The sequence below is a fragment of the Actinomadura verrucosospora genome (assembly GCF_039540335.1).
In the GTDB taxonomy this organism is placed as follows: Bacteria; Actinomycetota; Actinomycetes; order Streptosporangiales; family Streptosporangiaceae; genus Spirillospora; species Spirillospora verrucosospora.
In genome coordinates, this window is the sequence record NZ_BAABEV010000066.1 from 1 (window position 1) to 26263 (window position 26263).

General features: G+C 73.0%; 32 protein-coding genes. 15 read left to right on the forward strand and 17 right to left on the reverse strand.

Annotated features, from left to right (window positions below; genetic code table 11):
* Nucleotides 1-35: 35 nt before the first annotated feature.
* Complete coding sequence (locus ABD944_RS39465) at nucleotides 36-1175, reverse strand: Mrp/NBP35 family ATP-binding protein (protein WP_345186622.1); 1140 nt, start codon at nucleotides 1173-1175, stop codon at nucleotides 36-38.
* Between the two features lie 120 nt (nucleotides 1176-1295).
* On the opposite strand from ABD944_RS39465, the gene ABD944_RS39470 reads away from it, so the two are divergent.
* Nucleotides 1296-1748, forward strand: a complete 453-nt coding sequence (locus ABD944_RS39470; protein WP_345186625.1) for a MarR family winged helix-turn-helix transcriptional regulator — start codon at nucleotides 1296-1298, stop codon at nucleotides 1746-1748.
* Here the strand turns inward: ABD944_RS39470 and ABD944_RS39475 are convergent.
* Both ABD944_RS39475 and ABD944_RS39480 read right to left on the reverse strand, forming a co-directional pair.
* Nucleotides 1745-2242: a DUF1003 domain-containing protein gene (locus ABD944_RS39475; RefSeq protein WP_345186627.1), complete on the reverse strand. Its 498-nt coding sequence runs from the start codon at nucleotides 2240-2242 to the stop codon at nucleotides 1745-1747. The genes ABD944_RS39470 and ABD944_RS39475 overlap by 4 nt on opposite strands.
* Nucleotides 2239-3537 carry a magnesium transporter MgtE N-terminal domain-containing protein gene (locus ABD944_RS39480; protein ID WP_345186629.1) on the reverse strand — a complete coding sequence of 433 codons (1299 nt, stop codon included), beginning with the start codon at nucleotides 3535-3537 and terminating at the stop codon, nucleotides 2239-2241. Before ABD944_RS39480 ends, ABD944_RS39475 begins: the two co-directional genes overlap by 4 nt.
* Nucleotides 3538-3643: 106 nt before the next feature.
* Here ABD944_RS39480 and ABD944_RS39485 point away from each other — a divergent pair, with 106 nt between their 5' ends.
* A complete protein-coding gene (locus ABD944_RS39485) occupies nucleotides 3644-4543 on the forward strand; it encodes an RNA polymerase sigma-70 factor (RefSeq protein ID WP_345186631.1) in 900 nt (299 codons plus the stop codon).
* A gap of 27 nt (nucleotides 4544-4570) precedes the next feature.
* Here the strand turns inward: ABD944_RS39485 and ABD944_RS39490 are convergent, their stop codons facing one another.
* Nucleotides 4571-5071, reverse strand: coding sequence for a hypothetical protein (locus tag ABD944_RS39490; protein ID WP_345186633.1), 501 nt, complete (start codon nucleotides 5069-5071; stop codon nucleotides 4571-4573).
* 39 nt (nucleotides 5072-5110) lie between these two features.
* On the opposite strand from ABD944_RS39490, the gene ABD944_RS39495 reads away from it, so the two are divergent.
* Nucleotides 5111-6049 (forward strand): HpcH/HpaI aldolase/citrate lyase family protein, encoded by a 939-nt coding sequence (locus ABD944_RS39495; protein WP_345186634.1) that lies wholly within the window; start codon nucleotides 5111-5113, stop codon nucleotides 6047-6049.
* Between the two features lie 53 nt (nucleotides 6050-6102).
* Nucleotides 6103-7425 carry a CPBP family intramembrane glutamic endopeptidase gene (locus ABD944_RS39500; RefSeq protein ID WP_345186636.1) on the forward strand — a complete coding sequence of 441 codons (1323 nt, stop codon included), beginning with the start codon at nucleotides 6103-6105 and terminating at the stop codon, nucleotides 7423-7425.
* Here ABD944_RS39500 and ABD944_RS39505 read toward each other — a convergent pair.
* Nucleotides 7420-7809, reverse strand: a complete 390-nt coding sequence (locus ABD944_RS39505) for an NUDIX hydrolase (RefSeq protein WP_345186639.1) — start codon at nucleotides 7807-7809, stop codon at nucleotides 7420-7422. The two genes, ABD944_RS39500 and ABD944_RS39505, sit on opposite strands and share 6 nt — an antisense overlap.
* A gap of 84 nt (nucleotides 7810-7893) precedes the next feature.
* Here ABD944_RS39505 and ABD944_RS39510 point away from each other — a divergent pair, with 84 nt between their 5' ends.
* The 4 genes from ABD944_RS39510 (at nucleotide 7894) to ABD944_RS39525 (ending at nucleotide 11042) form a co-directional block, all read left to right on the forward strand.
* Nucleotides 7894-8541, forward strand: a complete 648-nt coding sequence (locus ABD944_RS39510; protein ID WP_345186641.1) for a DUF6758 family protein — start codon at nucleotides 7894-7896, stop codon at nucleotides 8539-8541.
* 20 nt (nucleotides 8542-8561) lie between these two features.
* Nucleotides 8562-9428, forward strand: coding sequence for a PHP domain-containing protein (locus ABD944_RS39515; RefSeq protein WP_345186644.1), 867 nt, complete (start codon nucleotides 8562-8564; stop codon nucleotides 9426-9428).
* A gap of 10 nt (nucleotides 9429-9438) precedes the next feature.
* Nucleotides 9439-10146 carry an MBL fold metallo-hydrolase gene (locus tag ABD944_RS39520; protein WP_345186645.1) on the forward strand — a complete coding sequence of 236 codons (708 nt, stop codon included), beginning with the start codon at nucleotides 9439-9441 and terminating at the stop codon, nucleotides 10144-10146.
* A 65-nt stretch (nucleotides 10147-10211) separates the two neighbouring features.
* The gene (locus tag ABD944_RS39525; RefSeq protein ID WP_345186647.1) at nucleotides 10212-11042 is read left to right on the forward strand and encodes a RecB family exonuclease; all 831 of its coding nucleotides are present in this window, start codon (nucleotides 10212-10214) and stop codon (nucleotides 11040-11042) included.
* Here ABD944_RS39525 and ABD944_RS39530 read toward each other — a convergent pair.
* Complete coding sequence (locus tag ABD944_RS39530) at nucleotides 11039-11959, reverse strand: oxygenase MpaB family protein (protein ID WP_378188508.1); 921 nt, start codon at nucleotides 11957-11959, stop codon at nucleotides 11039-11041. The two genes, ABD944_RS39525 and ABD944_RS39530, sit on opposite strands and share 4 nt — an antisense overlap.
* Nucleotides 11960-12398: 439 nt before the next feature.
* On the opposite strand from ABD944_RS39530, the gene ABD944_RS39535 reads away from it, so the two are divergent.
* Nucleotides 12399-13832, forward strand: coding sequence for a toxin glutamine deamidase domain-containing protein (locus ABD944_RS39535; protein ID WP_345186649.1), 1434 nt, complete (start codon nucleotides 12399-12401; stop codon nucleotides 13830-13832).
* A gap of 29 nt (nucleotides 13833-13861) precedes the next feature.
* Nucleotides 13862-14158, forward strand: coding sequence for a hypothetical protein (locus ABD944_RS39540; RefSeq protein WP_345186650.1), 297 nt, complete (start codon nucleotides 13862-13864; stop codon nucleotides 14156-14158).
* 111 nt (nucleotides 14159-14269) lie between these two features.
* Here the strand turns inward: ABD944_RS39540 and ABD944_RS39545 are convergent, their stop codons facing one another.
* Nucleotides 14270-14566 (reverse strand): hypothetical protein, encoded by a 297-nt coding sequence (locus ABD944_RS39545; protein ID WP_345186651.1) that lies wholly within the window; start codon nucleotides 14564-14566, stop codon nucleotides 14270-14272.
* A gap of 5 nt (nucleotides 14567-14571) precedes the next feature.
* On the reverse strand, nucleotides 14572-14766 hold the full coding sequence (locus ABD944_RS39550; RefSeq protein ID WP_345186653.1) for a DUF1059 domain-containing protein: 195 nt from the start codon (nucleotides 14764-14766) through the stop codon (nucleotides 14572-14574).
* A 185-nt stretch (nucleotides 14767-14951) separates the two neighbouring features.
* Here ABD944_RS39550 and ABD944_RS39555 point away from each other — a divergent pair, with 185 nt between their 5' ends.
* Entirely contained in the window at nucleotides 14952-15446 is a 495-nt protein-coding gene (locus tag ABD944_RS39555; RefSeq protein WP_345186656.1) for an Imm21 family immunity protein, read from the forward strand.
* Here ABD944_RS39555 and ABD944_RS39560 read toward each other — a convergent pair.
* The gene (locus ABD944_RS39560) at nucleotides 15443-16393 is read right to left on the reverse strand and encodes a helix-turn-helix transcriptional regulator (protein WP_345186658.1); all 951 of its coding nucleotides are present in this window, start codon (nucleotides 16391-16393) and stop codon (nucleotides 15443-15445) included. The two genes, ABD944_RS39555 and ABD944_RS39560, sit on opposite strands and share 4 nt — an antisense overlap.
* A 61-nt stretch (nucleotides 16394-16454) precedes the next feature.
* Between ABD944_RS39560 and ABD944_RS39565 the strand changes: the two genes are divergently transcribed.
* Entirely contained in the window at nucleotides 16455-17021 is a 567-nt protein-coding gene (locus ABD944_RS39565) for a DinB family protein (protein WP_345186660.1), read from the forward strand.
* A gap of 1 nt (nucleotide 17022) precedes the next feature.
* Nucleotides 17023-17460 carry a VOC family protein gene (locus ABD944_RS39570; protein ID WP_345186662.1) on the forward strand — a complete coding sequence of 146 codons (438 nt, stop codon included), beginning with the start codon at nucleotides 17023-17025 and terminating at the stop codon, nucleotides 17458-17460.
* 171 nt (nucleotides 17461-17631) lie between these two features.
* On the opposite strand, the gene ABD944_RS39575 is transcribed toward ABD944_RS39570, so the two are convergent.
* On the reverse strand, nucleotides 17632-18195 hold the full coding sequence (locus ABD944_RS39575) for a TetR/AcrR family transcriptional regulator (RefSeq protein ID WP_345186663.1): 564 nt from the start codon (nucleotides 18193-18195) through the stop codon (nucleotides 17632-17634).
* A 56-nt stretch (nucleotides 18196-18251) separates the two neighbouring features.
* Between ABD944_RS39575 and ABD944_RS39580 the strand changes: the two genes are divergently transcribed.
* Nucleotides 18252-19220, forward strand: a complete 969-nt coding sequence (locus ABD944_RS39580; protein WP_345186664.1) for an SDR family oxidoreductase — start codon at nucleotides 18252-18254, stop codon at nucleotides 19218-19220.
* Nucleotides 19221-19338: 118 nt separating this feature from the next.
* Here the strand turns inward: ABD944_RS39580 and ABD944_RS39585 are convergent, their stop codons facing one another.
* Entirely contained in the window at nucleotides 19339-20214 is an 876-nt protein-coding gene (locus ABD944_RS39585; protein ID WP_345186666.1) for an alpha/beta fold hydrolase, read from the reverse strand.
* A gap of 77 nt (nucleotides 20215-20291) precedes the next feature.
* On the opposite strand from ABD944_RS39585, the gene ABD944_RS39590 reads away from it, so the two are divergent.
* On the forward strand, nucleotides 20292-20993 hold the full coding sequence (locus ABD944_RS39590) for a glycerophosphodiester phosphodiesterase (RefSeq protein WP_345186703.1): 702 nt from the start codon (nucleotides 20292-20294) through the stop codon (nucleotides 20991-20993).
* 32 nt (nucleotides 20994-21025) lie between these two features.
* Here the strand turns inward: ABD944_RS39590 and ABD944_RS39595 are convergent, their stop codons facing one another.
* The 6 genes from ABD944_RS39595 to ABD944_RS39620 all read right to left on the reverse strand — a co-directional run bounded on the left by ABD944_RS39595 (nucleotide 21026) and on the right by ABD944_RS39620 (nucleotide 26256).
* A complete protein-coding gene (locus tag ABD944_RS39595; protein ID WP_345186669.1) occupies nucleotides 21026-22480 on the reverse strand; it encodes a DEAD/DEAH box helicase in 1455 nt (484 codons plus the stop codon).
* Between the two features lie 498 nt (nucleotides 22481-22978).
* Nucleotides 22979-23266, reverse strand: coding sequence for a GlsB/YeaQ/YmgE family stress response membrane protein (locus tag ABD944_RS39600; protein ID WP_185035303.1), 288 nt, complete (start codon nucleotides 23264-23266; stop codon nucleotides 22979-22981).
* A 205-nt stretch (nucleotides 23267-23471) separates the two neighbouring features.
* Nucleotides 23472-23705, reverse strand: coding sequence for a DUF3107 domain-containing protein (locus tag ABD944_RS39605; RefSeq protein WP_345186671.1), 234 nt, complete (start codon nucleotides 23703-23705; stop codon nucleotides 23472-23474).
* 142 nt (nucleotides 23706-23847) lie between these two features.
* Nucleotides 23848-24477: a TetR/AcrR family transcriptional regulator gene (locus ABD944_RS39610; protein WP_345186673.1), complete on the reverse strand. Its 630-nt coding sequence runs from the start codon at nucleotides 24475-24477 to the stop codon at nucleotides 23848-23850.
* Nucleotides 24478-24688: 211 nt separating this feature from the next.
* A complete protein-coding gene (locus ABD944_RS39615; RefSeq protein ID WP_345186676.1) occupies nucleotides 24689-24877 on the reverse strand; it encodes a hypothetical protein in 189 nt (62 codons plus the stop codon).
* Between the two features lie 53 nt (nucleotides 24878-24930).
* On the reverse strand, nucleotides 24931-26256 hold the full coding sequence (locus ABD944_RS39620; protein WP_345186678.1) for a dihydrolipoyl dehydrogenase family protein: 1326 nt from the start codon (nucleotides 26254-26256) through the stop codon (nucleotides 24931-24933).
* Nucleotides 26257-26263: the final 7 nt, after the last annotated feature.

A 26263-nucleotide genomic window follows, 5' to 3' on the forward strand; every position in this document is an offset into this window, starting at 1 on the left:
GGCGCCCGCCCGGGGAGGCCCCGGGCGGGCGGCGGTCAGCGGCCCTTGGGGCTGATGCCGAGGGCCATGCCGGCGAGGCCGCGGCTGCGGCCGGCGAGCTTGTCGGCGATCGTGCGCAGCTCCTTGGCCGCCCCGGCGTCGGGGTCGGAGAGCACCAGCGGGACGCCGTTGTCGCCGCCCTCGCGCAGGCGCGGGTCGATCTGCACCTGGCCGAGCATGGGGACGCGGGTCCCGAGCGTCTTCGTCAGCGCGTCCGCGACCGTCTGGCCGCCGCCCTCGCCGAAGATGTGCTGCTGCTCACCGCAGTGCGGGCACGACAGGTAGGACATGTTCTCGATCACACCGACGACCTGCTGGTGGGTCTGCGCGGCGATCGCGCCCGCCCGCTCGGCCACCTCGGCGGCGGCCTGCTGCGGGGTGGTGACGACGAGGATCTCCGCGGACGGCAGCAGCTGCGCGACGGAGATCGCGATGTCGCCGGTGCCGGGCGGCAGGTCCATCAGCAGGATGTCGAGGTCGCCCCAGTACACGTCCGCGAGGAACTGCTGGAGCGCGCGGTGGAGCATCGGCCCCCGCCACACGACCGGCTGGTTCCCGGCGGTGAACATGCCGACGGAGATCACCTTCACGTCGTGCGCGGTCGGCGGCATGATCATGTCTTCGACCTTGGTGGGCGGGGCGTCCACGCCCAGCATCCGCGGCACCGAGTGGCCGTAGATGTCGGCGTCCACGACGCCGACCTTGCGGCCCTGCGCGGCCAGCGCGGCGGCGAGGTTCACCGTCACCGACGACTTGCCGACGCCGCCCTTGCCGCTCGCCACCGCGTACACCTTGGTCAGCGAGTTCGGCCGGGCGAACGGGATCTCCTTGGCGGGCTGCCCGCCGCGCAGCTTGGTCTGCAGGTCCTTGCGCTGCTCCTCGCTCATCACGTCGAGGTCGACGACCACCGAGGACACGCCGTCGAGCTTGGACACGGCCTCCGTGACGTTCCTGGTGATGGTGTCCTTCATCGGACACCCGGCCACGGTCAGGTAGACGCCGACGCGGACGGCGCCGTCCGCGTCGATGTCGATGCTCTTGACCATGTCGAGCTCGGTGATGGGCTTGCGGATCTCGGGATCGAGCACCGTGGCGAGAGCCGCGTTCACCCGCTCGTTCGTCAGAAGGGAGGCCATGCGTCCATGGTATGAACCCGACGCGCCAACCTGCTAATCAGGGTGTCGGTCCTCACACGCGGCGTGCACCCGGCCTGCGCGTCCGTCGCGCGGAAGGCACGCCCGTCCTACCATCGGTCCGTGACCACCGACCTCGCCTCGGCCGCCGCCGAGCTGATCGTGTGGCGGACCATGCTGCGCGCCCAGGCGCAGATCTCCCGCCGGCTGCAGGCCGACCTGACGGCCCGCCACGACCTCGCGCTCGGGGCCTACGAGGTCCTCGTGCACCTCGGCGAGGCGCCGGACGGGCGGCTGCGGATGAACGACCTCGCCGACCGCGTGCTGCTGTCGCGCAGCGGCCTGACGCGGCTGGTCGACCGGCTCCAGCGGGACGGGCTGGTGGCCAGGCAGTCCTGCCCGAGCGACGCGCGCGGCCTGTTCGCCGTCCTGACCGCCGAGGGCCGGGCCCGGCTCGCCGAGGCCGCGCCCACCTACCGGCAGGGCGTCCGCGACCACATCCTGAGCCGGCTGGACGAGCCCGACCTGCGCGCCCTCGGCCACATCCTCGACAGGCTCGCCGACGAGGGGGCCTAGGGGACGGCCTTCTTGGCGTCCATCTCCCTGAGCATCTGCTGGAGCTCCGAGCGCAGGAAGTCGCGGGTGGCGACCTCGCTCATCGCGACCCGCAGCCCCGCGATCTCGCGCGTGAGGTACTCGGTGTCGGCAATGCTGCGCTCGTTGCGCGACCGGTCCTGCTCGTACTGGACCCGGTCCCGGTCGTCCTGCCTGTTCTGGGCGAGCAGGATCAGCGGCGCCGCGTAGGAGGCCTGCAGTGACAGGATCAGCGTCAGGAAGATGAAGGGGTACGGGTCCCACCTCAACCACGACGGCACGAGGAGGTTCCACCCGATCCACACGGTGACGAACACCGTCATGTACACGAGGAACCGGGCCGTCCCCAGGAACCGCGCGATCCGCTCCGACAGCCGCCCGAACGACTCGGGATCGTAGGAGGGGCGCGGCAGCAGCGTCCGGCGGAGCTCCCTCGGCTGGTCCAGGCGCGAGGCCATCTGGCGTGTCGTCGTCATGTCGTCCCCCGGAGAGCCTCTTCCTCGGGATCGGCGGTCTCCTCGGCGGTCGCCTCCATCGCGGCCTCCCGCCAGTCCTCGGGCAGCAGATGGTCGAGGACGTCGTCGATCGTCACCGAGCCCAGCAGGTGCCCGTTCTCGTCCACGACCGCGCCCGCGACCAGGTTGTAGGTGGCCAGGAACATCGCGACGGCCTCCAGCGACATGGTGGGGCGCAGCGGGTCGAGCTCGGTGTCGACGATCCCGCTGACCAGCGTCGGCGGCGGCTCGCGCAGCAGCTTCTGGAAGTGCACCGTGCCGAGGTAGCGGCCGGTCGGCGTCGCGGTCGGGGCCCGGCACACGTACACCTGGGCGGCGAGGGCCGGGTTCAGGTCGGGACGGCGGATCAGCGCGAGCGCCTCGGCGACCGTGGCGTCCGGCGGGACGATGACCGGATCGGTCGTCATCAGGCCGCCCGCGGACTGGTCGGGGTAGGTGAGCAGCCGCCGGACGGGGGCCGCGTCGCGCGGCTCCATCAGCGTCAGGAGCTGCTCGCGCTGCTCGGTCGGCAGGTCGCCGAGCAGGTCGGCGGCGTCGTCGGGGCCCATCGCCTCCAGGACGTCGGCGGCGCGGTCCACGCCGAGCTTGCCGAGGATCTCGATCTGGTCGTCCTCGGGCAGCTCCTCCAGGACGTCGGCGAGCCGCTCGTCGTCCAGCGCGACGGCGACCTCGGTGCGCCGCTTCTCCGGCAGCTCGTGCACGATCGTGGCGAGGTCGGCGGGCTTCATCCGCTCGAACGCGGCGATCAGCCCGGCGGCGCCCTGCCCGTGCTCGACGGCGGAGAACCCCTCCACGGCGTCCCAGCTCACGACCATGCTCTCGCCCCGCTTGCGCAGGCCCCGGCCCGTCCGGCGGCGGACGGCGACCTTGGTGACGAGCCAGTCGCGGGTGCGGGTCGGCTCCATCGCCACGTCCACGACGAAGGCGGCCTCGCCGGAGTCGCGGAACCGGACGGTCCGGTCCAGCATCTCGGCGATCACCAGCGTCTCCGACTCGCGCTTCTGGAAGCGGCGCATGTTCAGCCGCCCGTCGAAGACGACGGCGTCCGCCTCGATCACGGTGACCCGCGTGATCGGCAGGAACACCGCGCGGCGCGAGGCGACCTCCACCACCAGCCCGAGCGCCCGCGGCGGACGCGGCGCGAGGCGCAGCGCGACCACGACGTCGCGGACCCGGCCGACCTGGTCCCCGGCCGGGTCGAACACCGCGACGCCCGCGAGGCGGGCGATGAACACCCGCGACGGAGGTCCGCTCATGGCCTGGACACTACCCGTGATCTCCCGACTGATCCGGACGGGTATGTCACATCCGGCCGTCACCCCCCGTCTGGGGGGCGAAAGGGACGTGAAAGGGTGGGGGACCGTGAGCGACGCCTTCGCAGAGCCGTTCGAGCAGTACCGCAACCTGCTGTTCGCGGTGGCCTACCGGATGCTCGGCACGGCGGCCGACGCCGAGGACGCCGTCCAGGACGCCTGGCTGCGCTGGTCGGCGGGCGACCGCTCCGGCGTGGCCGACCCCAAGGCCTACCTCGTGCGGATCACCACCAACGTCGCGCTGGACCGGCTGCGCTCCGCGCGGGCCCGGCGCGAGACCTACGTCGGGCCGTGGCTGCCCGAGCCGATGCTGACCACCCCGGACGTCGCCGAGGACGCCGAGATGTCGGAGTCGGTGTCGATGGCCATGCTCGTCGTCCTGGAGACGCTGAGCCCCCTCGAACGCGCCGTGTTCGTGCTGAAGGAGGTCTTCGGCTACCCGTTCGCCGAGATCGCCAAGGCGCTGGACCGGTCCGAGGCGTCGGTCCGCCAGCTCGGCACCCGCGCCCGCAAGCACGTGGAGGCGCGGCGCCCCCGCTTCGAGGCCCGCGGCGCCGAGCGGCGCGCCGCCACCGAGCGGTTCTTCGAGGCGGTGCTCGGCGGCGACGTCAACCGGCTCATGGAGGTCCTCGCGCCCGACGTCGCGCTGTGGTCCGACGGCGGCGGCAAGGTCCGGGCGCCCCTCCGGGCGATCATCGGCGCGGAGAAGGTGGCCCGCTTCTTCGTCGCCATCGGCGGGCAGCCCTACCAGGGCGTCGACCCGGCGGACATGCGCATCCGGCCCGTGGAGCTCAACGGCGGCCCGGCGGTCATCGTGGACGGCCCGGACGGGCCGATCAGCGCCGTCACCGCCGACGTCGGCGCGGACGGCCGGGTCAAGGCCATCCACCTGGTGGCCAACCCCGACAAGCTGCGCGCCCTCGCGGAAGGGCGCCGCCTGCCGATGTGAGGGCCCGCCGTGGGGCCCGCGCGGCGGCTACCGGTCGGCGCGCCGGCGTTTGCGGCCGTATAGGCGCGGCGGCGTTCCGGCGGTCGTCGCGGGCGTCGGCACCGGCCGGACGGTCGCGTACTCCCCGCCCGCCTCGACGACCTCCTCGGCCGGGGTGAGCCGGACGATCCACGACTCCTCGGCCCACGCCTCCACCTGGCCCTCGTGGGTCAGGGCGTTCAGGCGCTCCTTGGCGAGGACGGGCGCGACCTCGTCCCACAGCGGTGAACCGGGCTCGACCTGCTCGGCGTCGGCGACGAACGTCAGGAGCCGCCCGCCCTTGTCCTTGCTGCGCAGGATCACCGTCACCTGCGCGGCCTCCGGCAGGCCCGGCAGCGGCTGCTCGCCCTCCCCACCGGTCAGCACGTACGCCGACCCGTCGTGCCACACGTGCCAGGCGGCGCGCGGCTGGGGCAGGCCGGGCAGGTCCAGCCACAGCAGCCCCGACTTCTTGGCCGCCTCCTCCAGCAGTGCCCTGTTCAGACCCATGCCCCGAGGGTCTCACACCCCTGGATAGCATCCGGGGCCATGCGCTCACGACGTACCACCCTCGCGGTCCCGGGCAGCAATCCCCGCTTCATCGAGAAGGCGCAGGGGCTGCCCGCCGACGAGATCTTCCTCGACCTGGAGGACGCCGTCGCGCCGTCGGCCAAGGAGGGCGCCCGCGCGACCGTGGTCGCCGCGCTCAACGACGGCGACTGGACGGGCCGGACGCGGGTGGTGCGCGTCAACGACCTCGACACCCACTGGGCCTACCGGGACGTGATCGAGGTCGTCGAGGGCGCCGGGGCCAACCTCGACGCGGTCATGCTGCCGAAGGTGTCGGACGCCTCCCACGTCCAGTGGCTCGACCGGCTGCTCACCCAGATCGAGCGGGCGACGGGCCTGCCCGCCGGCCGGATCGGCATCGAGGCGCAGATCGAGGACGCCCGCGGCATGGTCAACGTCGACGCGATCGCCGCGTCCTCGCCCCGGCTGGAGGCCCTCGTCCTCGGCCCCGGCGACCTCATGGCGTCGATCAACATGAAGACGCTCGTCGTCGGCGAGCAGCCGCCCGGCTACACCGAGGGCGACGCCTACCACTACATCCTCATGCGGATCCTGATGGCCGCCCGCGCCCACGACCTCCAGGCGATCGACGGCCCCTACTTCAACGTCCGCGACGTGGAGGCCTTCACCCGCGTCGCCGAGCGCTCCGCCGCCCTCGGCTTCGACGGCAAGTGGGTGCTGCACCCGTCCCAGATCGAGGCGGGCAACGCCGTGTTCTCCCCGTCGCAGGACGACTACGACCACGCCGAGCTGATCCTCGACGCCTACGAGCACTCGCTCTGCGAGGGCCGCGGCGCCGCCCGCCTCGGTGACGAGATGATCGACGAGGCGTCCCGCAAGATGGCGCTCGTCGTCGCCGCCAAGGGCCGCGCCGCGGGGATGGTCCGGACGAAGCGCTTCGATCCGTCCGGGAACTGAGGGGCCCGTACGATTCGTCCCACGTACACGAGATCTACCGAGAGGCGTCACACGTGGCAGGACCAGGGGACGGCGACGGCTGGGCGCCCCTCGACCCCGATCTGGGACGCGAGCCCCGGCGGAACCCGCAGCCGTCCGGTCCCGAGCCGGTGCCGGAGGGCGTGCGGCCGCCGCCCGCCGCCTGGCCGCCGAACCCGGCACAGCCCCCTGCCGCAGGGCAGCCCTACGGCCCCGGCCGGCCGCAGGTTCAGGGGTACGCGCCCGGAACGCCGTACTGGGGCGGGCCGCCGGCGCAGCCGCCGGGCGCGGACCACCTCGGCCCCTACGCTCCCGGATACGGGATCCACGCGGCGAAGCGGCCGTGGACGGTGGAGACGCCCAAGGCTGCCCCGTTCCACCGGCTGGCGCGCAACGAGGCGCACCGGTGGTGGCGCCCGCTCGCGGGGACCTTCGGGATCGCGGCCCTCGGGATGGCCCTGGCCATCGGACTGCTGATCGTGGGCGTCATCGTCCAGGTGGTGGTCACGGGCGAGACCCCCGACACCTCGGGGACGGACACCGACGCGATCTTCGGCGACCAGACGGCCGACCTGGCGTACAACCTCGGGTCGCTGGCGCTGTTCCTACCGGTCACGCTGGGCGCGGCATGGCTCGTCCAGCGGCGGCGCCCGGGCACGCTCTCCTCGGTCGCGGGGCGGCTGCGCCGCCGCTGGCTCCTCGCCTGCTCGGGCCTGGCGATCCTGTTCTGCGCCGTGTCCTACGGGACGTCCATCGTCGCCTCCGCCGCGATCGACGACCAGTCGGGCGGCGACGAGCACTGGGTCGGATGGGGGCGGTTCATCGCCCCCGCCATCGTCATCATCCTGCTGGTGCCGTTCCAGTCGGCGGCGGAGGAGTACGCCTTCCGCGGCTGGATGCTCCAGGCCGTGGGCGCGTGCACCCTGGAGAACGCCAGAAGCCGCGTCGGCCGTGCCTTCAGCGTGGTGTTCCGCACGCCGTGGCCGGGGATCGTCGTGGGCTCGGCCCTGTTCACGGCCGGACACGGCTACACGGGCTGGGGAATCCTCGACATCTTCGCGTTCGGCGCGGTCGCGGCGTGGCTCACGGTGCGGACGGGCGGGCTGGAGGCCGGTATCGCCCTGCACGTGCTCAACAACCTGATGGCGTTCCTCGGCCCCGCGGCGATCGGTCAGCTCGACATCGAGCAGGGCTCCGTCCCCTGGCAGCTCGTGGTGGCGGACATCGTCCCGATGCTGCTCTACGCGGCCGCCGTCACGTGGGTGGCGCGGCGGATGCGGGTCCAGCGGGTCACGGCCGGCCCCGGGGACGGCGAGGCCCCGTTGACCGCGGCCACGGCGCCCGCGCACGCCTCATAGGACGCCCCACTCGGCGAGGGCGTCGAGCAGGCCGGGCGTCATCGGAAGGGCGCCCAGCTCGCCCCGGGGCACCCAGCGGACGTCGGACGCGTCGTCGCCCGCGCGGAGCGTCCCGCCGGCCACGGTGGCCGTGTAGTCGTGGATCTCGTAGACGACGCCGCCGGGGCCGGGGCGCTCCACCGTCCCGGCCAGGGCGCCGACGAGGACGTCCAGACCGGTCTCCTCCCTCAGCTCGCGGGCGACCGCCGCCGCGTCGTCCTCGCCGGGCTCGACCCGCCCGCCCGGGATCGACCACAGGCCCTCTCCCGGCGGGTGGCCGCGCCTGACCAGCAGGAACCGCCCCTCGCCGTCCCGGACGACCCCGCCCACGCAGCGCACTCGCATGACCCCATTTTGTCGCCACTTTCCAGGGCGGCGACCCGGCAGCCCCTTGACGAGGCGGGACGTGGCCGCGCAGGGTGGTTACTCATGAGGGCGGAGCCCACCTGCCCGCGCTGCGCGGGCCCGCTGACCGCGCCGGGCCTCTGGTCCAGCGACTGGAGCTGCGGCGTGCACGGCGCCGTACTGCCGAGGCAGCCGTCCCATCGCCCCGGCGCCGAGGGACTGGCCGTCGTCCTGCAGGACGCGAGGGTCCCGGTCTGGACGCCGTGGCCGCTTCCGGCGGCGTGGCTCGTCACGGGCTTCGCCTCCGTCGGGGACGAGCGCTCGGGCGCCCGCGCGACCGCCGTCGCGGTGTCCGGTCCGGGGCTGCTGCACGGCCCCGCCGACATGGTCCTGATCGCCGAGGAACCGGGCATCGGCCTCGGCGCCCACTTCGCGGGGCTCGCGGGCCCCGATCCCGGCACCGCCTTCAACGGCGGCCCGCCCCACGTGAAGCTGGACATCGGCGGCCCCGCCGCGACCACTGGGCAGACGGTGCCGCTGTGGGCGGTCGGCGACCGCCCCGACCGCGCCGCCTACGTCGGCGAGGCGATGGGGAACTGGCTGTGGGCGGTGCTGTGGCCCGCCGACGCCGGGGTGCTCATGGTGGAGCGCCTCACCCTGCTCGACCTCCGCGAGCCGGGAATGGAACTCGACCTCCCCTACGGCGCGTACAGCCCCCGCCTCGACGGCTGAGCGGCTGGTATGAAGGGCCTATGCGGATCGATCTGCACTGCCACAGCGACGCGTCCGACGGGACCCGCCCCCCGGCGGAGGTCGTCCGGCGGGCGCGCGAGAACGGCGTCGACGTCGTCGCGCTCACCGACCACGACACCGTCGCCGGCTGGGACGAGGCCGCCGCGTCCCTCCCGGACGGCCTGGCGCTGGTCCCCGGCATCGAGCTGTCGTGCAAGGAGGACGACCGGAGCCTGCACCTGCTCGGCTACCTGTTCGACCCGGCCGAGCCGGTGCTGGCCGCCGAGCTGGCCCGGATCCGCGACGACCGGGTGGTCAGGGCGCGCGGCATGGTGGAGCGGCTGAACGAGCTCGGCGCCGAGGTCGGCTGGGACACGGTCCGCGCGCTGGCCACGGGCGAGGCGGTCGGCCGCCCGCACATCGCGCGCGCCATGGTGGAGGCCGGCGTGATCGAGACCGCGGACGAGGCGTTCACGCCCCAGTGGATCGCGCAGGGCGGCCGCGCCTACGTCGAGCGGTACGCGCTCGACGCGGAGCGGGCGATCGAGCTCGTCCGCGCGGCCGGGGGAGTGTGCGTCCTGGCCCATCCCCGGGCGCGCCGCCGCGGCTACGTGTTCGGCGACGAGGTGATCGAGCGGCTCGCCGCCGCCGGGCTCGCCGGGGTCGAGACCGACCACCCCGACCACACCCCCGAGGACCGCGCCCGCCTGCGCGACCTGGCCGCCGCGCTCGGCCTCGCCGTGACCGGCTCCAGCGACGACCACGGCGCGTTCACCGGCGACCGGATCGGCGTCGAGACCACCGCGGCGGACGCCTTCGACACGCTCCGCGCGGCCGCCACCGGCGGCGATCTCCGTCTGCCCGACCGGGGCGGCGAATCGCGGTAGGGTGCGAAGCGTGGACGCGCGCATCGAACAGGTGGTGACGTCGGGGAAGCTCACCCTGGACGACACCGAGTACGACGTCGAGAACAACACCTACATCGTCGGCGACGACGACGAGGTCATCGTGATCGACCCGGCCAACGACGCCGAGGCCATCCTCAAGGAGGTCGGTGACCGCGAGGTCATGGCCGTCCTGCTGACCGACGGCAACGAGCACCGCCTCAGCGTGGTCCTCGAAGTCGCCGCGGCCGGCGAGGAGGACGAGGACAACTGGGCCCCGATCGCCCTGCACCGCGCCGACCGGCTGCTGTGGCGCGACTACTTCGGCCGCCTCGCCAAGGAGGAGGACGACGAGGACGACGCCAAGGCGCTGCGCTCCCTCGAACCCGACATCTGGCTGGAGGACGGCGGCGTCTTCGAGATCGGCGAGGCGCAGCTGGAGATCGTGCACACCCCGGGCCACACGCCCGGCAGCGTCTGCGTGATCAGCGAGCAGCTCGGCCTGCTGTTCTCCGGCGACACCCTGCACCGCGGCCGTCCGGGCTCGGTCGGCGGCGTCTACGAGGACCTGCGCAAGCAGCTCAACTCGATCGGCGCGCTGCTCACCCCGCTCCCGAAGGACCTGCGCGTCCTGCCCGCGCAGGGCGAGGAGACCACGGTCGGCGAAGAGGACGCCCGCTGGGAGAGCTGGGGCTCCATGGCCCGGGAGTCTGACGACTAACGGTGGCCGAGCAGCTGGGCTTTGAGGGGATGCCTCAGCGGCTTTACACGTGCACGCCTTCGCGGTTGAACACGTGGCTGGACTGCCCGCGCCGGTACCGGATGACGTATCTCGATCGTCCGATGCCGCCCAAGGGGCCGCCGTGGGCGCACAACAGCGTCGGTGCGAGCGTGCACAACGCGCTGGCCGGCTGGTGGCGGCTGCCCGTCCACGAGCGCAGCCCCGAGGCGGCGGGGAGGCTGCTGCTCCGCGGCTGGCTGACCGACGGGTTCCGCGACGAGGCGCAGTCCGCGCAGTGGCGCGAGCGGGCCCGGGAGATGATGGAGCGGTACGTCGCCGGGCTGGACCCGTCCGACGAGCCGCTCGGCGTCGAGCGCACCGTGGCGACCCGCACCGACCGCATCGCGGTGTCCGGGCGCATCGACCGGCTGGACGCGCGCGGCTCCGAGCTGGTCGTCGTGGACTACAAGACCGGGCGGCACGTCCTGACCGCCGACGACGCCCGCGGCTCGCTGGCGCTGGCGATCTACGCGGTGGCGGCGTCGCGCGTCCTGCGCCGCCCGTGCCGCCGGGTCGAGCTGCACCATCTGCCGTCCGGCGAGGTCGCGGTGTGGGAGCACACCGACGAGTCGCTGGCCCGGCACATCCGGCGCGCGGAGCAGATCGCCGCCGAGGCCGCGGCCGCCGACGACGCCTACCGCGCCGGCGCCGGGAAGCGCGCGGGCGTGCCGAGGCCCCGCGAGGGGGAGGTCGACCACGCCCCGCACGACGAGCTGTTCCCCCCGCGTCCGGGGAACCTGTGCTCGTGGTGCGACTTCGCCCGCCACTGCCCGGAGGGCAGGGAGGCCGCGCCGCGCAAGGAGCCCTGGGCGGCGCTTCCCGTCGACGCCGTCTAGGCGGTGGCCAGGGCCCGCTGCCCGGGCCAGCGGCGCGGGTCGCGGAGACCGTAGAGGCCCTTGCTCAGGTCGTAGCCGTCGGCGGCGAGCCGCTGCCGGGCACGTTCCAGCATGTCGCGGGTGTTCTTGGCGAACGCGTAGTCGTGCAGCCGCTCGGGGACCGCGTTCATCGCGAGGCGGAACGAGCGGAGCGCCGCCGTCACCGCGGGCTGCGGCACCTCGGGCAGCGCCCCGTACATCTGGCGGGCCCAGTCCGGCAGCGAGTAGTAGCAGAGCGCCCCGAACGGGAAGTAGCCGGGCTTCCCGGGCGCGAGGAACCTGAGGTTCTCCGGCATCGTCGGCCACATGAGGAACCGCACCGTCGCGGCGGCCTCCTCGGTGACGCGCAGCTGGGGCCGCATCTCGGCGAGGTAGGCCTCCATCTCGGCGACGCTGCCGGGGACGTCGTCGGCGTGCAGCCCGACGTACGTCGCGGTGTGCCGCTGCTCGTCGAGGTACTTGTCCGCCATGGCGCCGGTCAGCGGCAGCCCGGCCCTCCGCGCGACCTCCAGGTAGGAGTACACCTCGGCGCAGTGCACCCACCGCAGCAGTTCGGGCTGGTCGAGCCGCTCCCGCTTCCCGGTGTCGTGGTTGAGGATGCGCAGGCTCCGGTGGATCTCCCGGACGCGGTACGCCAACGCGTCGATCTCCTCGTGCGACCCGTACGTGGCCACCCCGACGAAGTCGGCGGTGCGCTGGAGCCGCCCGAACGGGTCCTCCTGGAAGTTGGAGTTCTGCCAGACGCCCCACATCGCCATGGGGTGCAGCGCCTGGAGCATGAGGCTGCGCACCCCGCCGATCCACATGGACCGATCGATGTGGACGCGCCACGTGACGCTCTCGGGAGCCTGGACGGTCGCCGACATGTACACCTCCATGAGACAAACTGAAGTAAGTGTGTCATTACCCCGCCCCGCCCGCGACACCGCCCCTCCCTGGCCGACGATGGGGCTCCCCGAACGTGTCTCCGAAAGGCGGGGGTCTCCGCTTGGTGGATGCGGACGCGGGTGGGTCCGCCGTCAGGCGGCGCGCAGCAGGACGCGATCCGCGGGAGGCGTCTGGCGCGCCGACCTGGCCGTAAGAGAGACCGGCCACGCACGCTCCGGCCGAGGGCTCGTTCCGGCGACGCTGGCCGGGAACCGTCCGTCTCCACCCTTCGAAAGCGACGATGTCGACAGACCGAGATCGAGAGCTTGACGGGCTATGTCGGATGCTCCAATCTTTCCAAACAAGTCCGCGCCAAACCCTGTGGGTGGCTGAACAGCGCCCCCAGCACAGGCGCTGCTTCTGTCCGGCAGCCGAAGGGACTGGCCACGCGTGGGTCTCGACCACACCGGTGATGGCAACGACGGCAGAACAGGGGACGTCGAGAAGCCGTCGACGAAGGACGGGGCATGGCGACCTCCGCCCGATCGGCCGGGTTCGCCGGGCCAAAAGTCCCGCATCGAAAGCCGGGCCGCCGCGACGAGCGCTGAGCGTCCGGTCGAGGAGCGCGACGGCGAGCGAGTCCCGGCTGACGATGAGAAACCCGGGGCCGAGGCTCGGGAGAAATTCGGTCCCGGGTCGGAGGGGGAAGCCGGAGACCGTGACGCGCGTGGGACGGAAGCCGCGGCGGACGACCAGGACGGCGAGGAACAGTCCTCCGTCGAAGCGGAGGCAGGCGGCGTAGGACGAGAGCCCGAGCAAGTTCGGCGAGATGCGGCGGTAGGCAAGGATTCGGACGAGGGCGATGAAGCCGTAGCGGAGGCGCTCGCGAAGGAGGAGCGCCCCGGTTCGGACCGCCCCGCGGAGCAGGATGCCGAGGAAGACGGCGATGGCCTCGCCATTGGCGCCGAGTCCGATCTCGAACCCGAGTCCGACCCTGAACCGGAATCCGACTCCAAGCCCGAATCCGAAGGCGAGTCGAAGGACCCTGCAGAGAGCGACCTGTGGGACGAGTTCGCAAGTAAAGCGGCGACGTATGAAGTAGACGGCATCAAGTTCGGATACCGAACTTGGGGTGAAGAGTTCGCTGCCCGCCGAGCGTCCCGTGAGGACGTGCAGATGAACCGCGAAGCCGACCCGGTCGGAATGGAAAGACTCGCCGACAGGACCTTCGGGGCGGGGGAGACTGGTGATGGTGAGCGGCAGGGGTCGGTGGCCACAGGGGAGGACAAACCCATAGGTCGACTGGGTCCAGCCTCAGGGAACGATACTGCCAACGGGGCTGACCGGCAGGTCGCTCTGGGGGAGCGGCTGGCGGAAGAGGCCGACAAAAAGGTCGACGCAGCAATCAACGAGGCCCTGGACAAGGTCAATCCGAAATTCGATCGGGCAAAGTCTGCTTATTCGGAGAACTGCACCAGCGTTGTGCAGGCGAACGAGTTGCGGCGACGTGGATCCGAGGTGGAAGCCGGGCCGCTGGAGAAGCACTTGCGAAAGGACGAGAACGGGCCCGGTGGTCGTCCTGTGGGGGTTATCGAGCAGACGTGGGGCGGCAAGTTCGCTCCCGGCACGAAGGCGGAGATCGAGGACGCGTTCAAAGATCCGGGCTCGCGGGGCATCGTCTACATCCAGTGGAACCGGGGCGGGGGGCATGTTTTCAGTGTGGAGAACGTCGGCGGAAAAGTTCGTTTTGTCGACGGCCAGCCGACACCTTCGGTGCCCGACGCCTCCCACTATTTTGCTGTGGGACGAAACACGCACTATCTTCGGGTCGACAACAGGCCGCAGCCGAGTGACGCTGCGTTGAAACGGTTCTTGGAGCCCTGATGGCGCGGGCTCTTCTGCGGAGGAACGCTATGGCAGTGACCTACGAGCAGGCTCGTGAGATCGTCCGGGAGCGTTTCGAGCCTGGATGGGTTCATGGCAGTTTTTGTCTCGACGATCGGTTGATCGTCGAGAACGACGAGTTCTATGTGTTCAACATGGACGCCCGCGAATACATCGTCGACGGTGATATCTCGTTCGCGACGGCGGGCGGGGTGACGATCGTCTTCAAGGAGGACGGTCGAGTGGAGTCTCGGCCGTCCTTCGAGATCGCCACTGACCCGTCCATCCGGAGCACGCCGAACCCGAACCCGACGTTGCAACTGTGACCACCGGCCGCCCGTGACCTCGCGGTTGAGGCTCCTATATTCGGGGCGAGGGCGGCGCGTGGTCAGGTCGCCCTCGCCCCGTGACTCGCCCGGCTCCGGTGGTCTGGTTGGTTAGAGGGGCTCGTCTCGCATGACCTCCAGGTTCAGGAAGCGGGGGCCGTCGGTGCACAGGGCCTCCATCTGCCCGGCGATGCGCCGGGTCTCGGGCAGGTCGCTGTTGCGCATGGCCTCCTCGTAGGACGGGAACTCGACGATGTCGACGTAGTGGGACGAGTCCTGGCGGTCCTTGGTGTGCAGCTCGTGGGTCGCCGTCCGCTTGCCCTGGCTGGCCTGCGCCCACTCGTCGAACAGGCCTTCCAGTTCGTCCTGGCGGTCGGTGCGGTAGTCGATGATCTGTACGAAGCCCATCCGGCTCAGCTCCCGACGGTCGCGCGCTCGTCCTTGAGGTGAGTGCGGATCTCATCGCGGAGCTCCGGGGTGTCCTCGTGCCCGTGCACCGATGCGGCGTGCTCGGCGGCGGCGCGGACGACCTCGTCCTCCTCGCCGCTGATGGCGAGCGTGCAGTTCATCTCGCTCGGCATGTCCCTGCAGTCGGCCACCTTGCGCATGTCTCCCCCTCGCCGGCCCGGCGCCCGCGCGCGAGGTGAGGTCGTGCTCGGCGGCGGCGCCCCGTCCGGCCGTTCATCCCGCCACACCGTCACAATGCACTTCAATCGTCGCATATCCCCATGTCAGGGGGAAGGTGTCCGAGGCGCGTTGTACGGTGTCGCCTCACCGAGGAGAGGGTGTGCCCATGGAGTGGGTCGAGTCCGGCGGGGGGCCGCTGCTGGCCGCGCCCGCGTCGCAGCTGGCCCGCTGGGAGGGCGCGACCGACGACGAGGGGCCCGAGGAGAACTGGGGCGACTACGGGCGCGCCTGCGCGGTCGGCGGCTACATCGGGCTGCTCGGCATCGGGGAAGGGCACGGCCTCGTCCTCGGCGACGAACCCGCCACCACCACCTACCTGCCGGACGAGCGCCTCTTCGTGCGGTGGGCGGCGGCCGACTCCGAGTCCGAGCTCGTCGACGCGGCCAGGCAGGCCGTCCACGGCGTCGAGTGGCAGGAGGAGCTCGACTGGGACGTGGACGGCGCCGTCGTCCTCTTCGACTCCGCCTGGCCCGGCGCGACCCCCGAACCCGGCAACCACCTGGGCATCGACCTGGCCCCGGGCCGCTACCGCGTGCGCGCCGCCCCCATCCGGGACGACCGCAACTGGATGATCCTCGTGCAGCTCCGCCCTGTGGCCTAGCCGGCCAGTGCCGCTAGGCGGTGGGCGAGGCGGGCGGCGGCCTTTCGCAGCTCCGGAGGCTCCAGGACCTCCGTCTCGAAGTCCAGCCGGGCCACGTGCACGGCGACCGCGTCGAGGTCCGCTGCGCCGACGACGAGCACGCACCAGCCGTCGCGGTCGTCCTCGACGCGGCCCACCTGGGGCGGGACCAGTTGCCGCACCTCGTCGGCCGTGGCGTGGACGCGGATCCGCGCGCGGTGCCGGTACGGCGCCTCGGTCACGGCCCGCTGCACGTAGGCGACCGGGTCCGGATGCTCCCTCGGCCGGAACCGCCAGGTCGTCGCCGCCGCCTCGCGCATCCGGTCCAGCCGGAACGTGCGCCAGGCGTCGCGGTCGGTGTCCCACGCCATGAGGTACCAGCGGCGGCCGGTGGCGACCATCCGCACCGGCTCGACCGTGCGCTCGCGCTCGCCGTCCTGCCCGGGGTAGCGGAATCGCACCCGGATCGCGTCGCGGCAGGCCCGTGCGAGCGTCACCAGCAGCTCCGCGTCGATCTGGACGCCGGGGCCGACGAGGGTCTCGGTGGCGCCGTGCACCGCCCGCACCTCGGCGCGCAGGCGGGGCGGCATCACCTGGTCGAGCTTCGCCAGCGCCCGCAGCGCCGCCTCGCCCGCACCGGCGACCGTGCCGCCGGACGCCATCCGCAGGGACACCGCCGTCGCGATCGCCTCCTCGTCGTCGAGGAGCAGCGGTGGCAGGCGGGTGCCCGCGCCCAGCCGGTAGCCGCCGCCCACGCCCGCCGTCGCGTGCACCGGGTAGCCGAGCGCTCGCAGCCGCTCCACGTCGCGCCGCACCGAGCGGTCGGTGACGCCGAGTTCGGCGGCGAGGGCGGCGGCGGTCCAGGACGGCCGCCGCTGCAGCAGTCCCAGCAGCCGCAGTACCCGCTCGGTCGTCGCCTCGACGCTCATGTGCCCATCGTCGCACGGAACGCGGAACGAACCTGTCCGCTATCTCGGCGACAGTGGCCCCATGACCGAAACCTGGAACCCGCTGCTCCGGGACCAGATCGCCTGGCACTGGGACAACCAGCTGCGGCCTCGCATCAGCGGGCTCACGGACGACGAGTACTTCTGGGAGCCGGCGCCCGGCTGCTGGAGCGTGCGACCGCGCGCTGCCGACGCCCCGCCAGGGCAGGGCGGCTCTGCGATGACCATCGACTTCGCGATGCCTCCGCCCGACCCCGCCCCGTTCACGACGATCGCCTGGCGGCTCGCGCACGTGATCGTCGGCGTCCTGGCGGTGCGGAGCGCCGCGCACTTCGGGCGCCCGCCCACCGACTACCAGGCGTTCGGGTACGCCGCGACGGCGGACGAGGCGCTGGCCCAGCTCGACGCGGAGTACGCGACGTGGCTGGCCGGGGTCGGATCGCTCGGCGAGACGGGCCTCACCCGCCCGTGCGGGGAGGCCGAGGGGCCGTACGCCGAGCGCCCTCTGGCAGCGTTGGTCCTGCACATCAACCGGGAGCTGGTCCACCACCTGTCCGAGGTGTGCCTGCTCCGCGACCTCTACACGCACACTCACCGGGAGGCGAGCTGACATGGCCCGCGACGTCCAGATCACCTTCGACTGCGCCGACCCCGCCGCGATGGCGGCCTTCTGGGCCGAGGCCCTCGGCTACCGGCTCCAGGCCCCGCCCGGCGGCTTCGCGTCGTGGGACGAGGCCCTGGAGGCGATGGGGGTCCCGCCGGAGAACCGCAACGACGCATCGGCGGTGGTCGACCCCGGTGGCTCCGGACCCCGGGTGTTCTTCCAGCGCGTCCCGGAGGGCAAGCAGGTCAAGAACCGGGTGCACCTCGACGTGCGGGCCGCGCCGGGCCTCGACGGCGACGAGCGGATGGCGGCCCTGGAGGCCGAGGCCGACCGCCTCATCGCCCACGGCGCCGCCCGCCTCCAGCGCCATGACCCGAAGCCCCCGCTCGACGCGGGCCACATCGTGATGGCCGACCCCGAAGGCAACGAGTTCTGCCTCGACTGAGAGATCGGGCGGGGCCGCGCCGCTGTTCGCCGGCATGCGCGCCGACGCCGTCGGGGCGGACGGCGTCCAGCAGGCCGGGAAAGCGGGACTCGGGATCGTCCCGGCGCAGCTCGACTAAGCAGCGGGTGCCCTCCTGGCGCGTCCGCGTGGCCCGGCGTCCCGCGGCGCCGGTCACCTGCCGGCGGCCACGGACTTCAGCGCGTTCAGGGACTCGTGGATGTGGTGGGGGAGGTCGTGGCGGTCGTCGGCGAGCCAGCGTTCGAAGGCCACCTTGAAGACGGCGATGCCGGCCTCGGCGGAGAGGGCCGCGGCCGGGTCCGGGACGCCGCGGCGGCGCAGGGACCCGGCGAGCGCGCCCGCCAGGGCGGCGAGCTTGATCAGCTCGCGTTCGCGCAGTTCGGCGTTCGCGTCGATGACGGCCTGGCGGCGGCGGGCGTGGTCGTGGCGCCCCTCGAAGACGGCGGCGACGGCCTCCAGCGCCTCGGCCGTCGCGGCGAGCGGCGCCGCCTCCGCGGGCGCCTCGGCGACGGCGCTCGCCAGCATGTCCTCGAGCAGTGCCGAGCCCGCGAACAGGACCTCGCGCTTGTCGGCGAAGTGGCGGAAGAACGTGCGCTCGGTGAGGCCGGCCCGGCGGGCGATCTCCGCGACGGTGGTCCGGTCGAAGCCGTGCTCGCCGTAGAGGTCCAGTGCCGCCTGTTCGAACCGGCCGCGCGCGTTCGGCTCCCATCGCCCCATGGCCGGAATCCTAGTCGATGACAGTCACTGACATCGTGGGGGGTATGCTGACGACAGTGACTGACATCAGCCGGGCGCGACCGTGCCCGGCGGCTCATCGGGAGGTCTCCATGCACGTCTTCGTCACCGGGGCGTCCGGCTGGATCGGCTCGGCGCTCGTTCCCGAACTCCTCGCGGCGGGGCACCGCGTCACCGGGCTCGCCCGCTCCGACGCCTCGGCCGCCGCCCTCACCGCGGCCGGCGCCGGGGTGCGCCGCGGCACCCTGGACGACCTCGACGTCCTCGCCGGCGCCGCGGCGGCCTCCGACGGCGTCGTCCATCTGGCGTTCAAGCACGACATCGCGTTCTCGGGCGGGTTCCAGGACGCCACCGACGCGGACCGGCGCGCCGTCGAGGCGTTCGGCGACGCGCTCGCGGGCTCCGACCGGCCCTTCGTGCTCGCGTCCGGCCTGCTCGGCCTCGCGCCGGGGCGGGTGGCGACCGAGCGGGACGGGCGCGAGCCTGCCGAAGGGGAGGAAGTGCAGGCTCGGCAGGCCACCGCACAGCTCGCGCTCTCCTTCGCGTCCCGTGGTGTCCGCTCGTCGGTCGTCCGGCTCCCGCCGACCGTGCACGGCGAAGGCGACAAGGGCTTCGTGGCCGGCCTGGTCGGCATCGCGCGTGACAAGGGCGTCGCCGGATACATCGGTGACGGGGCCAACCGCTGGCCCGCGGGCCACGTGTCGGATGCCGCGCGGCTGTTCCGGCTGGCGCTGGAGAAGGCCCCGGCGGGGTCGGCGCTGCACGCGAACGCCGATGAGGGCGTGCCGTTCCGGGCCATCGCCGAGGCGATCGGACGCCGGCTCGACCTGCCGGTGGCGTCCATCGCTCCCGGGGACGCGGCCGGCCACTTCGGCTGGCTCGCCGGAGTCGTGGGCCTGGACGCGCCGGCGTCGAGCGCGCTGACCCGCGAGCTGCTGGGATGGCGCCCGACCGGCCCGAACCTTGTCGAGGACCTGGAGAAGGGGCACTACTTCCAGGCTCCGTGAACGGCGGACACGGCCCGCCGGGCGCCGAGGCGGGCTGAGGACGCTGCGGTGACCCACCGTCGGTCTCCGGGACCGGCGGGCACCCGGAGAGGGCGTGAACCGGTCGTGCGACCGGTACCTACTTGAGGGTGCGTTCGCTGTCGGACCAGAGGGCGAGGAGGGCGGCGGCCGTGGTCTCGGGGGCGTCCCACGCGGGGGAGTGGGCGGCGCCCGGGATGACGACCTTGGGCGCGTTGAGGCGTTCGGCCATGGCGGCCTGGGCGCGCGGGTCCCAGGCGTCGTCGTCCTCGCCGTAGATGACGAGGACGCGCAGGCCCGTGTCGGCGCAGTGCTTGGCCAGTTCGTCGACGCGGTCGGGGGCGGTGAGGATCTCGTCCGCCATGCGCGCGAGCCCCTTCTCGGAGTTGCCGAGCGTGCGGGCCTTGAGGAAGGCGACGATCTCGCGCTGGACGCCCCGCCCCAGGTAGTCGGGTTCGAGGCCGAGCTCCCAGATCTGCGCCATGCCGAGTTCGGGGATGGCGTCGCGCAGGGCGCGGGCCCTGGCGGCGGCCGTGCCGCCGACGGCGCCCGGCCCCGAGCTCATCACCGTGAAGGACGCGGGGCGGGCCCCGGCGAGGACGGCCTCGCGGCACACCAGGCCGCCGAACGAGTGCCCGACCAGGTGGACGGGGCCGGGGCCCAGCGCCGACAGGAGGGCCGCGATGTCGGCGCCGAGGGCCGCGCGGGTGTAGGCGCTCTCGTCGTCCGGTCCGAGGGTCTCGTACTGGCCGCGCATGTCGATCGCGACGACGCGGCGGCCCGACGCGGCCAGGGTCTCCAGGACGGCGAGGAAGTCCTCCTTGCTGCCGGTGAGGCCGGGGACGAGGAGGGCGGGGCAGCGGTCGGGCACGCCCGATCCCGGAAGGGCCTCCAGCGCGGCGAACGGGCCGCGGGAGGTCTCGACGGTCGTCCGGCGAACACCGGGGGGCAGACTCACGAACCGGGGCGTACTCACGGTGGAAACCTTAGTCAATGGGGGCCTGCGGGCATCGGTAAGAAATCTTCGGTGGTAGCGTCGCCAGCGTGGTCGCCATGCCTGCCATCTCCGCCCACCGCCGCGACGAGGCGGGCCTCACGGGCCTCGGCGACGCGGTCGCGTCGGGCGCCGAGTACGTGGAGATCGACATCAGGCGGACGGGGGACGGGCGGCTCGTCGTCCACCACGATCCCGAGATCGCGGGGCTCCGGCTGAACCGGCTCCCCTACGAGCGGATCCAGGAGCTCGCGGTGCGGCCGGTGCCGCTGGCCGGCGACGCGATGAAGGTCATCGCGGGCCGGGCGCAGGGACATCTGGACCTCAAGGAGCGCGGCTGCGAGCACGAGAGTGTCGCGCTGGCGGTGGAGGCGTTCGGCACCGGGAACTTCGTGGTGACCACGCGCGAGATCACGTCCCTCGTGGAGATCAAGAAGAGCTTCCCCGGGGTGCGGACGGCCCTGTCGGTCGGCCGCAACCTGTGGGAGCGGGGCGCCGCGCACGACTTCGCGCCGCTGCGGCTGATCCGGCGGGCGGGCGCCGACATGGTCGCCCTCAACCACCGGCTCGCCCGCGTCGGCGTGCTGCGCCAGTGCGGGCGCGCCGGGATACCGGCCATGATCTGGACGGTCAACGCCGAGCCCGTGATGCACCGCTTCCTGCGCGACCCGCGCGTCGCCGTCCTCGTCACCGACCACCCGGGCCTCGCCCTCCGACTGCGCGAGGGAAGAGGCCCGGACGGAACGCGACCGCGGGACTGAGACGTCTCGCGGTCGGCCGCTCCGCCGCCCGGTCAGGCGGTCTGCGACGCCTCGGCGGTACCGCCCGAGGTGGCGGCCGGCTTGCCGGCGCGGGTGCGGCGGCGGGGCCGGCTGCGCTTGCGCTCCGTGGCGACCGCGTCGACGACGTTGTCGTCCGCGGCGGTCTCGACCGCCGCGTCCGCCGCGGCGCCCTCGACCGGCCGGCCCGCCCGCGTGCGGGTGCGGTCGCGCTTGCGGCGGCGCGGCCGCGGACGCTCCTGCTCCCGCTCTCGGTCATGGCCGCGGCCGCGGTCGTGGCTGCGGACCTTGCCCGTCTCGCCGATGTCCTCCAGCTTCTCGGCGTCGAGCCCGGCGCGGCCGTTCCGCTTGTCGGCGGGCAGCGTCCCCTTCGTGCCGGCGGGGATGCCGAGCGTCTCGAAGAAGTGCGGGGACGTCGAGTAGGTCTCCTCCGGGGAGGCGAACGGCAGGTCGAGCGTGCCGTTGATCAGCTTCCACCGGGTGAGGTCGGACCAGTCGACGAGCGTGACGGCGACGCCCTCCTTGCCCGCGCGGCCGGTCCGGCCGATGCGGTGCACGTAGGTGTCGGCGCTGTCGGGGCACTCGTAGTTCACGACGTGGGTGACGTCGTCGACGTCGAGCCCGCGGGCCGCCACGTCGGTGGCCACCAGCACGCCGATCTTGCCGTTGCGGAACGCGCGCAGGGCCCGCTCGCGCTGGCTCTGCCCGAGGTCGCCGTGCACGGCGGCCGCGTCGAAGCCCCGCTGCGCGAGGTCGGCGGCCACCCGGTCGCACGCACGCTTCGTCTGGCAGAAGACCATGGTCAGACCACGGCCCTCCGCCTGGAGCAGGCGGGCGAGCATCTCCGGCTTGTCCATCTGGTGGGCCTGGAAGACGTGCTGGACGACCTGCGGCGTCGCGTCCGACTCGGTGTGCGACTCGGCCCGGACGTTGGTCGGGCGGGTCAGGTACCGGCGCGACAGCGCGGCGATCTCGCCCGGCATCGTCGCCGAGAACAGCATGGTCTGGCGCTGCGCCGGGATCCGGTCGATGATCCGCTCGATGTCCGGCAGGAAGCCGAGGTCGAGCATCCGGTCCGCCTCGTCCAGCACCAGCACGCCGACCTTGGACAGGTCGAGGTACTTCTGCTTGACGAGGTCGAGGAGCCGCCCCGGGGTGCCGACGACGACGTCGACGCCCTCGCGCAGCGCCTCGATCTGCGGCTCGTAGGCGCGGCCGCCGTACACCGACAGCACCCGGCTGCCGAGCTTGCCGCCGGCGACGAGCAGGTCGTCGGTGACCTGGAGGGCCAGCTCGCGGGTCGGCGCGACGACGAGCGCGCGCGGCTCGCGGCCGCCGTGCTCGATGCGCTGGAGCAGCGCGGCGCCGAAGGCGAGGGTCTTGCCGGTGCCCGTGCGGGCCTGGCCGATGATGTCGTGCCCGCCGAGCGCGATCGGCAGGGCGAGCTCCTGGATGGGGAACGCCTCCACGATGCCTTCGGCTTCGAGGGCGTCTGCTATCTCGGGGACGACCCCGAGTTCACGAAAGGTAGTCAGGGCTTTCAGCCTCCAATATGCGGGGTCTCCGCTCCCGGGTGCGGCGCGGCCTGGTGGCGTGACGCCGCCGAACCGGCGTGTCCGCCGTTCCTGTGGCCACGCGCTCGCGCGGGAGGGACCAGCCGTTGCTCAAATCTTCCGGCGACCGCAGTCAGGGGTTGAAAGCAGTCACTCACTGTGGCTGCGTGCGGTCACACTCCGCAACGCAGTGTACCGACCGTTGATTGCCTACACCAATAGCCGGTCACTCGACCCAACGTTTCCATGGTTTCATCTATTCCGTCCCCAGCCCGCCAGGCCTTACGCACTCGGCGAGGCGGGGCCTGCGGACCGGTCCAAGGCGGGACGAGGACGGCCACATCCGGACACATCGCGACGACGCGGGCCCCCGCCCGGGGAGACGGGGGCCCGCGTCGGGGGTGGTGCCGGGGGTCAGTAGCTCCGGCGGCGGGTCCGCCATCCGTGGCCGCGCCCGCGGCCGCGCGTGTGCATCGTGGTGAGCGCCGCCACGCCCAGCGCGGCGATCACCACCGCGAAGACGAAGGCGACGAGCATGCCCGCCCCCAGCGCGTCCGCGACGACGCCGCCGAGGATCGCGCCGGCGATGCCGACGAGGACCGTGAGCAGGATGCCGATCGGATTGCGGCCCGGCACGACCAGCCGCGCGAGTGCACCGATCACGGCACCGACGACGATGAACCAAAGGATCGTGGTGAGCATTTCGATCAACCGTTCCTTTCCCTGGGCCGGTCGCCCGAGGTCGGTGATCGGTATGCCCCGCCTGCCAGGTTGAAACAAAAATCTGGTCAAGGCGCGTATGGGAACGGTAAAGTCGCAGGTCATCAGGCTGGTGAGGTGTCGCGCCGCTCGTGCGCACGGCTCGCCGCGCCGGTGCCGCCCGGGGTGGACGGCTCAGGTGCGCGGCTCAGGTGTACTGCGTGCCGAAGCCCACGCTGCGCTGCTCGTCCTCGGCGATCTCCAGGTAGCCGACGCGGGCCCCGGGGATGACGACGCGGCCGGCGCGGCGGTCCTTCAGCACCAGCACGCCGTGCGGGTCGGCGAGCGCCGCGCCGAGCGCGTCCTGCACCTCGTCGGCCGTCTGGTCGGTGTCGACCACCAGTTCCTTGGCCACGTTCTGAACCCCGATGCGAACCTGCACGCGATGCCTCCCGTCGTCGGGCGCGTCCCGCCGACCGCCGGCGGACCCGCATCCGATGGTCGCACGGAGATCGCCGGAGCGCGGCGCGCCCGGTTGTGCCGAGGGTGAACGCCCTCCGGCGCGGGCAGGGCCGGAGCCGGCGTCAGCTCTGGTCGTTGGTGCGCGGGAAACCGGAGATGCCGCGCCAGGCCAGCCGGGCGATGATCTTCTCCGCGGTGTCCTTGGGGATCGCCCGGTGCTGGGAGAGCCAGAAGCGGGCGCTGACCTCGGCCATGCCGACCAGGCCCATGCCGAGCAGGTGCGCCTCCTCGGCGGGGGCGTTGGTGTCCTCGGCGATGACCTGCGCGATCATCTCGGCGCACTGCTGGTTCGCGCGGTCGACGCGGGCGCGCACGGGCGCGACGTTGCGCAGGTCGGACTCGAAGACCAGCCGGTAGGCCTCGCCGTCGCCCGCCACGAAGTCGTAGAAGGCCTGCATGCTCGCCTGCACGCGAAGCTTGTTGTCCGTGGTGGACTCCAGCGCCTCGCGAACAATTTTCACCAGGGCCTCGGCGTGCTCGTCCAGCAGCGCCAGGTACAGCTCCAGCTTGCCCGGGAAGTGCTGGTAGAGCACGGGCTTGCTGACGCCCGCGCGCTCGGCGATCTCGTCCATCGCCGCGGCGTGGTACCCCTGGGCGACGAACACCTCCTGGGCCGCGCCGAGCAACTGCTTGCGGCGCGCCAGTCGCGGCAGTCTCGTGCCACGGGGGCGGGCGTCCGGGGTCGCGGTCACCACACTCTCCGATCACCGAATCGGGGGACGGATGGGGGGTGTCCGTCACCGGGAAACAATCTCATTATCCTACGCGCGAGTAACTCCGTTGGTCACGGGCGGCGCCCGCCGTCGTTCCTTCGCGCAGGTCAGTGTATTCCCGCCGGAACCGGAAGCGGGCCGCCACGATCTTTCTGTGAACCCTCCTTCCTGTGCCGGCGGCCAACGCGGATCAGCGGTAGTCGTCCTCGTCCAGCCGGACCTCCCGCCGCTGCTCGGCCGCGTCGGCCTCGTTCGCGTCGTCCGGGATGGGGCCGCCCTCGACGCGCTCCTCGTCGTCGAGGGCGGCGCGCTGCTCGGCCGCGTCGGCCTCGTTGGCGTCGTCGGGGGCGGGCTGCTCCAGGTCGTCGGTCTCGCTCATCAGGGGTCCTCCTCCAGGTTCACGGCCGCCTCAGGGTCCACGGCCGTCTCGGGTCACAGCATCCCGGCCAGCTCCCGCAGCGGCGCCTCGACGGACTCGCCGTGGGTCGGGAACGCGTGGACGACGTCGGCGAGCAGGCTCAGCGGCGTCTCCGCGCGGATGGCCAGGGCGATCTCGCTCATCCACTCCTCGGCGTGGAGTCCGGCGGCGGCGGCGCCGACCAGCAGCCCGCGGGCCGGGTCGGCGTACAGCTCCACCCGTCCGCGCTCGTCGGCCTCGACCGCCGCCCGCGCCGTCGCGGCGAGGTCGTACCCGGCGGTGAGGATGTCTATGCCGAGTTCCTCCGCCTGCGTCGGGGAGATCCCCACGGAGTAGACGGTGGGCGTCGTGTAGACGACGCGGGGGATGGCGCGGTAGTCGGCCTCGCGCCGGTGGCCGAGCAGGTTCGACAGCGCGACCTGCGCCTGGTAGCGGGCGGCGTGCGCGGTGCGGGCGACGCCGGTGACGTCGCCCGCCGCCCACACGCCGCCCGCTTCGCACGGCACCCGGCACGTCTCGTCCACGGGGATCCCCTGGCCGGGGGTGACGTCGATGCCGAGGTTCTCCAGCCCGAGGCCCTCCACGCGGGGGCGGCGCCCGGCGGCGGCGAGGACGCGGTCGGCGTCGAGGGTGCCGCCGTCGGTCAGCCACAGCCGCAGCCCCACGTCCTTGCGCTCGGCGTCGGCGACGGCGGTGCCGAGCCGCAGGTCGACGCCCATCCGGCGCAGGGCGTCCGCGAGCACCTCGCCGGCGAACGGCGCCTCCGCGGTCAGCAGCCGCCCGGACGCCTCGACGACCGCGACCTGGGAGCCGAACGCCGCGTACACCTGCGCCAGCTCGCAGCCGACCGGGCCGCCGCCGAGGATCACCAGCCGGCGCGGCAGGTCGGGGACCGACAGGGCCTCGGCGCTCGTCCACAGCGGCACGTCGGCGAGCCCCTCGACGGGCGGGATGACCGGCTCGCTGCCGGTGCAGACGACGAGGTCGCCGAAGCCGTGGACGGCGCCGTCCACCTCGATCCGGCCGTGGTCGAGGACCTGCCCCCGGCCGCGCAGGACGGTCACGCCGTCCTCGGCCATCCGGGCGACGGCGGGGTCGTCGCCCCGGTTCCCGGCCAGGGCGTCCCGGCGGGCGAGGGCCATCTCCCAGGTCTCGCCGCGGCGGGCCGACAGCAGCAGCGACTTGGACGGGACGCAGGCGAAGTACGGCGACTCCCCGCCGACGAGGCGGTTCTCGACGAGCGCGACGTCCCTTCCCGCGCGGGCGAGGCCGGTCGCGACCAGCTCTCCCGCGGTCCCCCCGCCCAGCACCACGGCGTCGTAGTGATGGTTGTGCGACAACGGTCTC

Coding starts and splice junctions, on each gene's coding strand:
- ABD944_RS39570 (WP_345186662.1), top strand. CDS start 17,023: ATGGCCCGCGACGTCCAGATCACCTTCGACTGCGCCGACCCCGCCGCG.
- ABD944_RS39590 (WP_345186703.1), top strand. CDS start 20,292: ATGCCTGCCATCTCCGCCCACCGCCGCGACGAGGCGGGCCTCACGGGC.
- ABD944_RS39515 (WP_345186644.1), top strand. CDS start 8,562: ATGCGGATCGATCTGCACTGCCACAGCGACGCGTCCGACGGGACCCGC.
- ABD944_RS39615 (WP_345186676.1), bottom strand. CDS start 24,877: ATGAGCGAGACCGACGACCTGGAGCAGCCCGCCCCCGACGACGCCAAC.
- ABD944_RS39510 (WP_345186641.1), top strand. CDS start 7,894: ATGAGGGCGGAGCCCACCTGCCCGCGCTGCGCGGGCCCGCTGACCGCG.
- ABD944_RS39475 (WP_345186627.1), bottom strand. CDS start 2,242: ATGACGACGACACGCCAGATGGCCTCGCGCCTGGACCAGCCGAGGGAG.
- ABD944_RS39505 (WP_345186639.1), bottom strand. CDS start 7,809: ATGCGAGTGCGCTGCGTGGGCGGGGTCGTCCGGGACGGCGAGGGGCGG.
- ABD944_RS39545 (WP_345186651.1), bottom strand. CDS start 14,566: ATGGGCTTCGTACAGATCATCGACTACCGCACCGACCGCCAGGACGAA.
- ABD944_RS39560 (WP_345186658.1), bottom strand. CDS start 16,393: ATGAGCGTCGAGGCGACGACCGAGCGGGTACTGCGGCTGCTGGGACTG.
- ABD944_RS39480 (WP_345186629.1), bottom strand. CDS start 3,537: ATGAGCGGACCTCCGTCGCGGGTGTTCATCGCCCGCCTCGCGGGCGTC.
- ABD944_RS39540 (WP_345186650.1), top strand. CDS start 13,862: ATGGCAGTGACCTACGAGCAGGCTCGTGAGATCGTCCGGGAGCGTTTC.
- ABD944_RS39490 (WP_345186633.1), bottom strand. CDS start 5,071: ATGGGTCTGAACAGGGCACTGCTGGAGGAGGCGGCCAAGAAGTCGGGG.
- ABD944_RS39600 (WP_185035303.1), bottom strand. CDS start 23,266: ATGCTCACCACGATCCTTTGGTTCATCGTCGTCGGTGCCGTGATCGGT.
- ABD944_RS39575 (WP_345186663.1), bottom strand. CDS start 18,195: ATGGGGCGATGGGAGCCGAACGCGCGCGGCCGGTTCGAACAGGCGGCA.
- ABD944_RS39495 (WP_345186634.1), top strand. CDS start 5,111: ATGCGCTCACGACGTACCACCCTCGCGGTCCCGGGCAGCAATCCCCGC.
- ABD944_RS39465 (WP_345186622.1), bottom strand. CDS start 1,175: ATGGCCTCCCTTCTGACGAACGAGCGGGTGAACGCGGCTCTCGCCACG.
- ABD944_RS39530 (WP_378188508.1), bottom strand. CDS start 11,959: ATGGAGGTGTACATGTCGGCGACCGTCCAGGCTCCCGAGAGCGTCACG.
- ABD944_RS39555 (WP_345186656.1), top strand. CDS start 14,952: ATGGAGTGGGTCGAGTCCGGCGGGGGGCCGCTGCTGGCCGCGCCCGCG.
- ABD944_RS39565 (WP_345186660.1), top strand. CDS start 16,455: ATGACCGAAACCTGGAACCCGCTGCTCCGGGACCAGATCGCCTGGCAC.
- ABD944_RS39550 (WP_345186653.1), bottom strand. CDS start 14,766: ATGCGCAAGGTGGCCGACTGCAGGGACATGCCGAGCGAGATGAACTGC.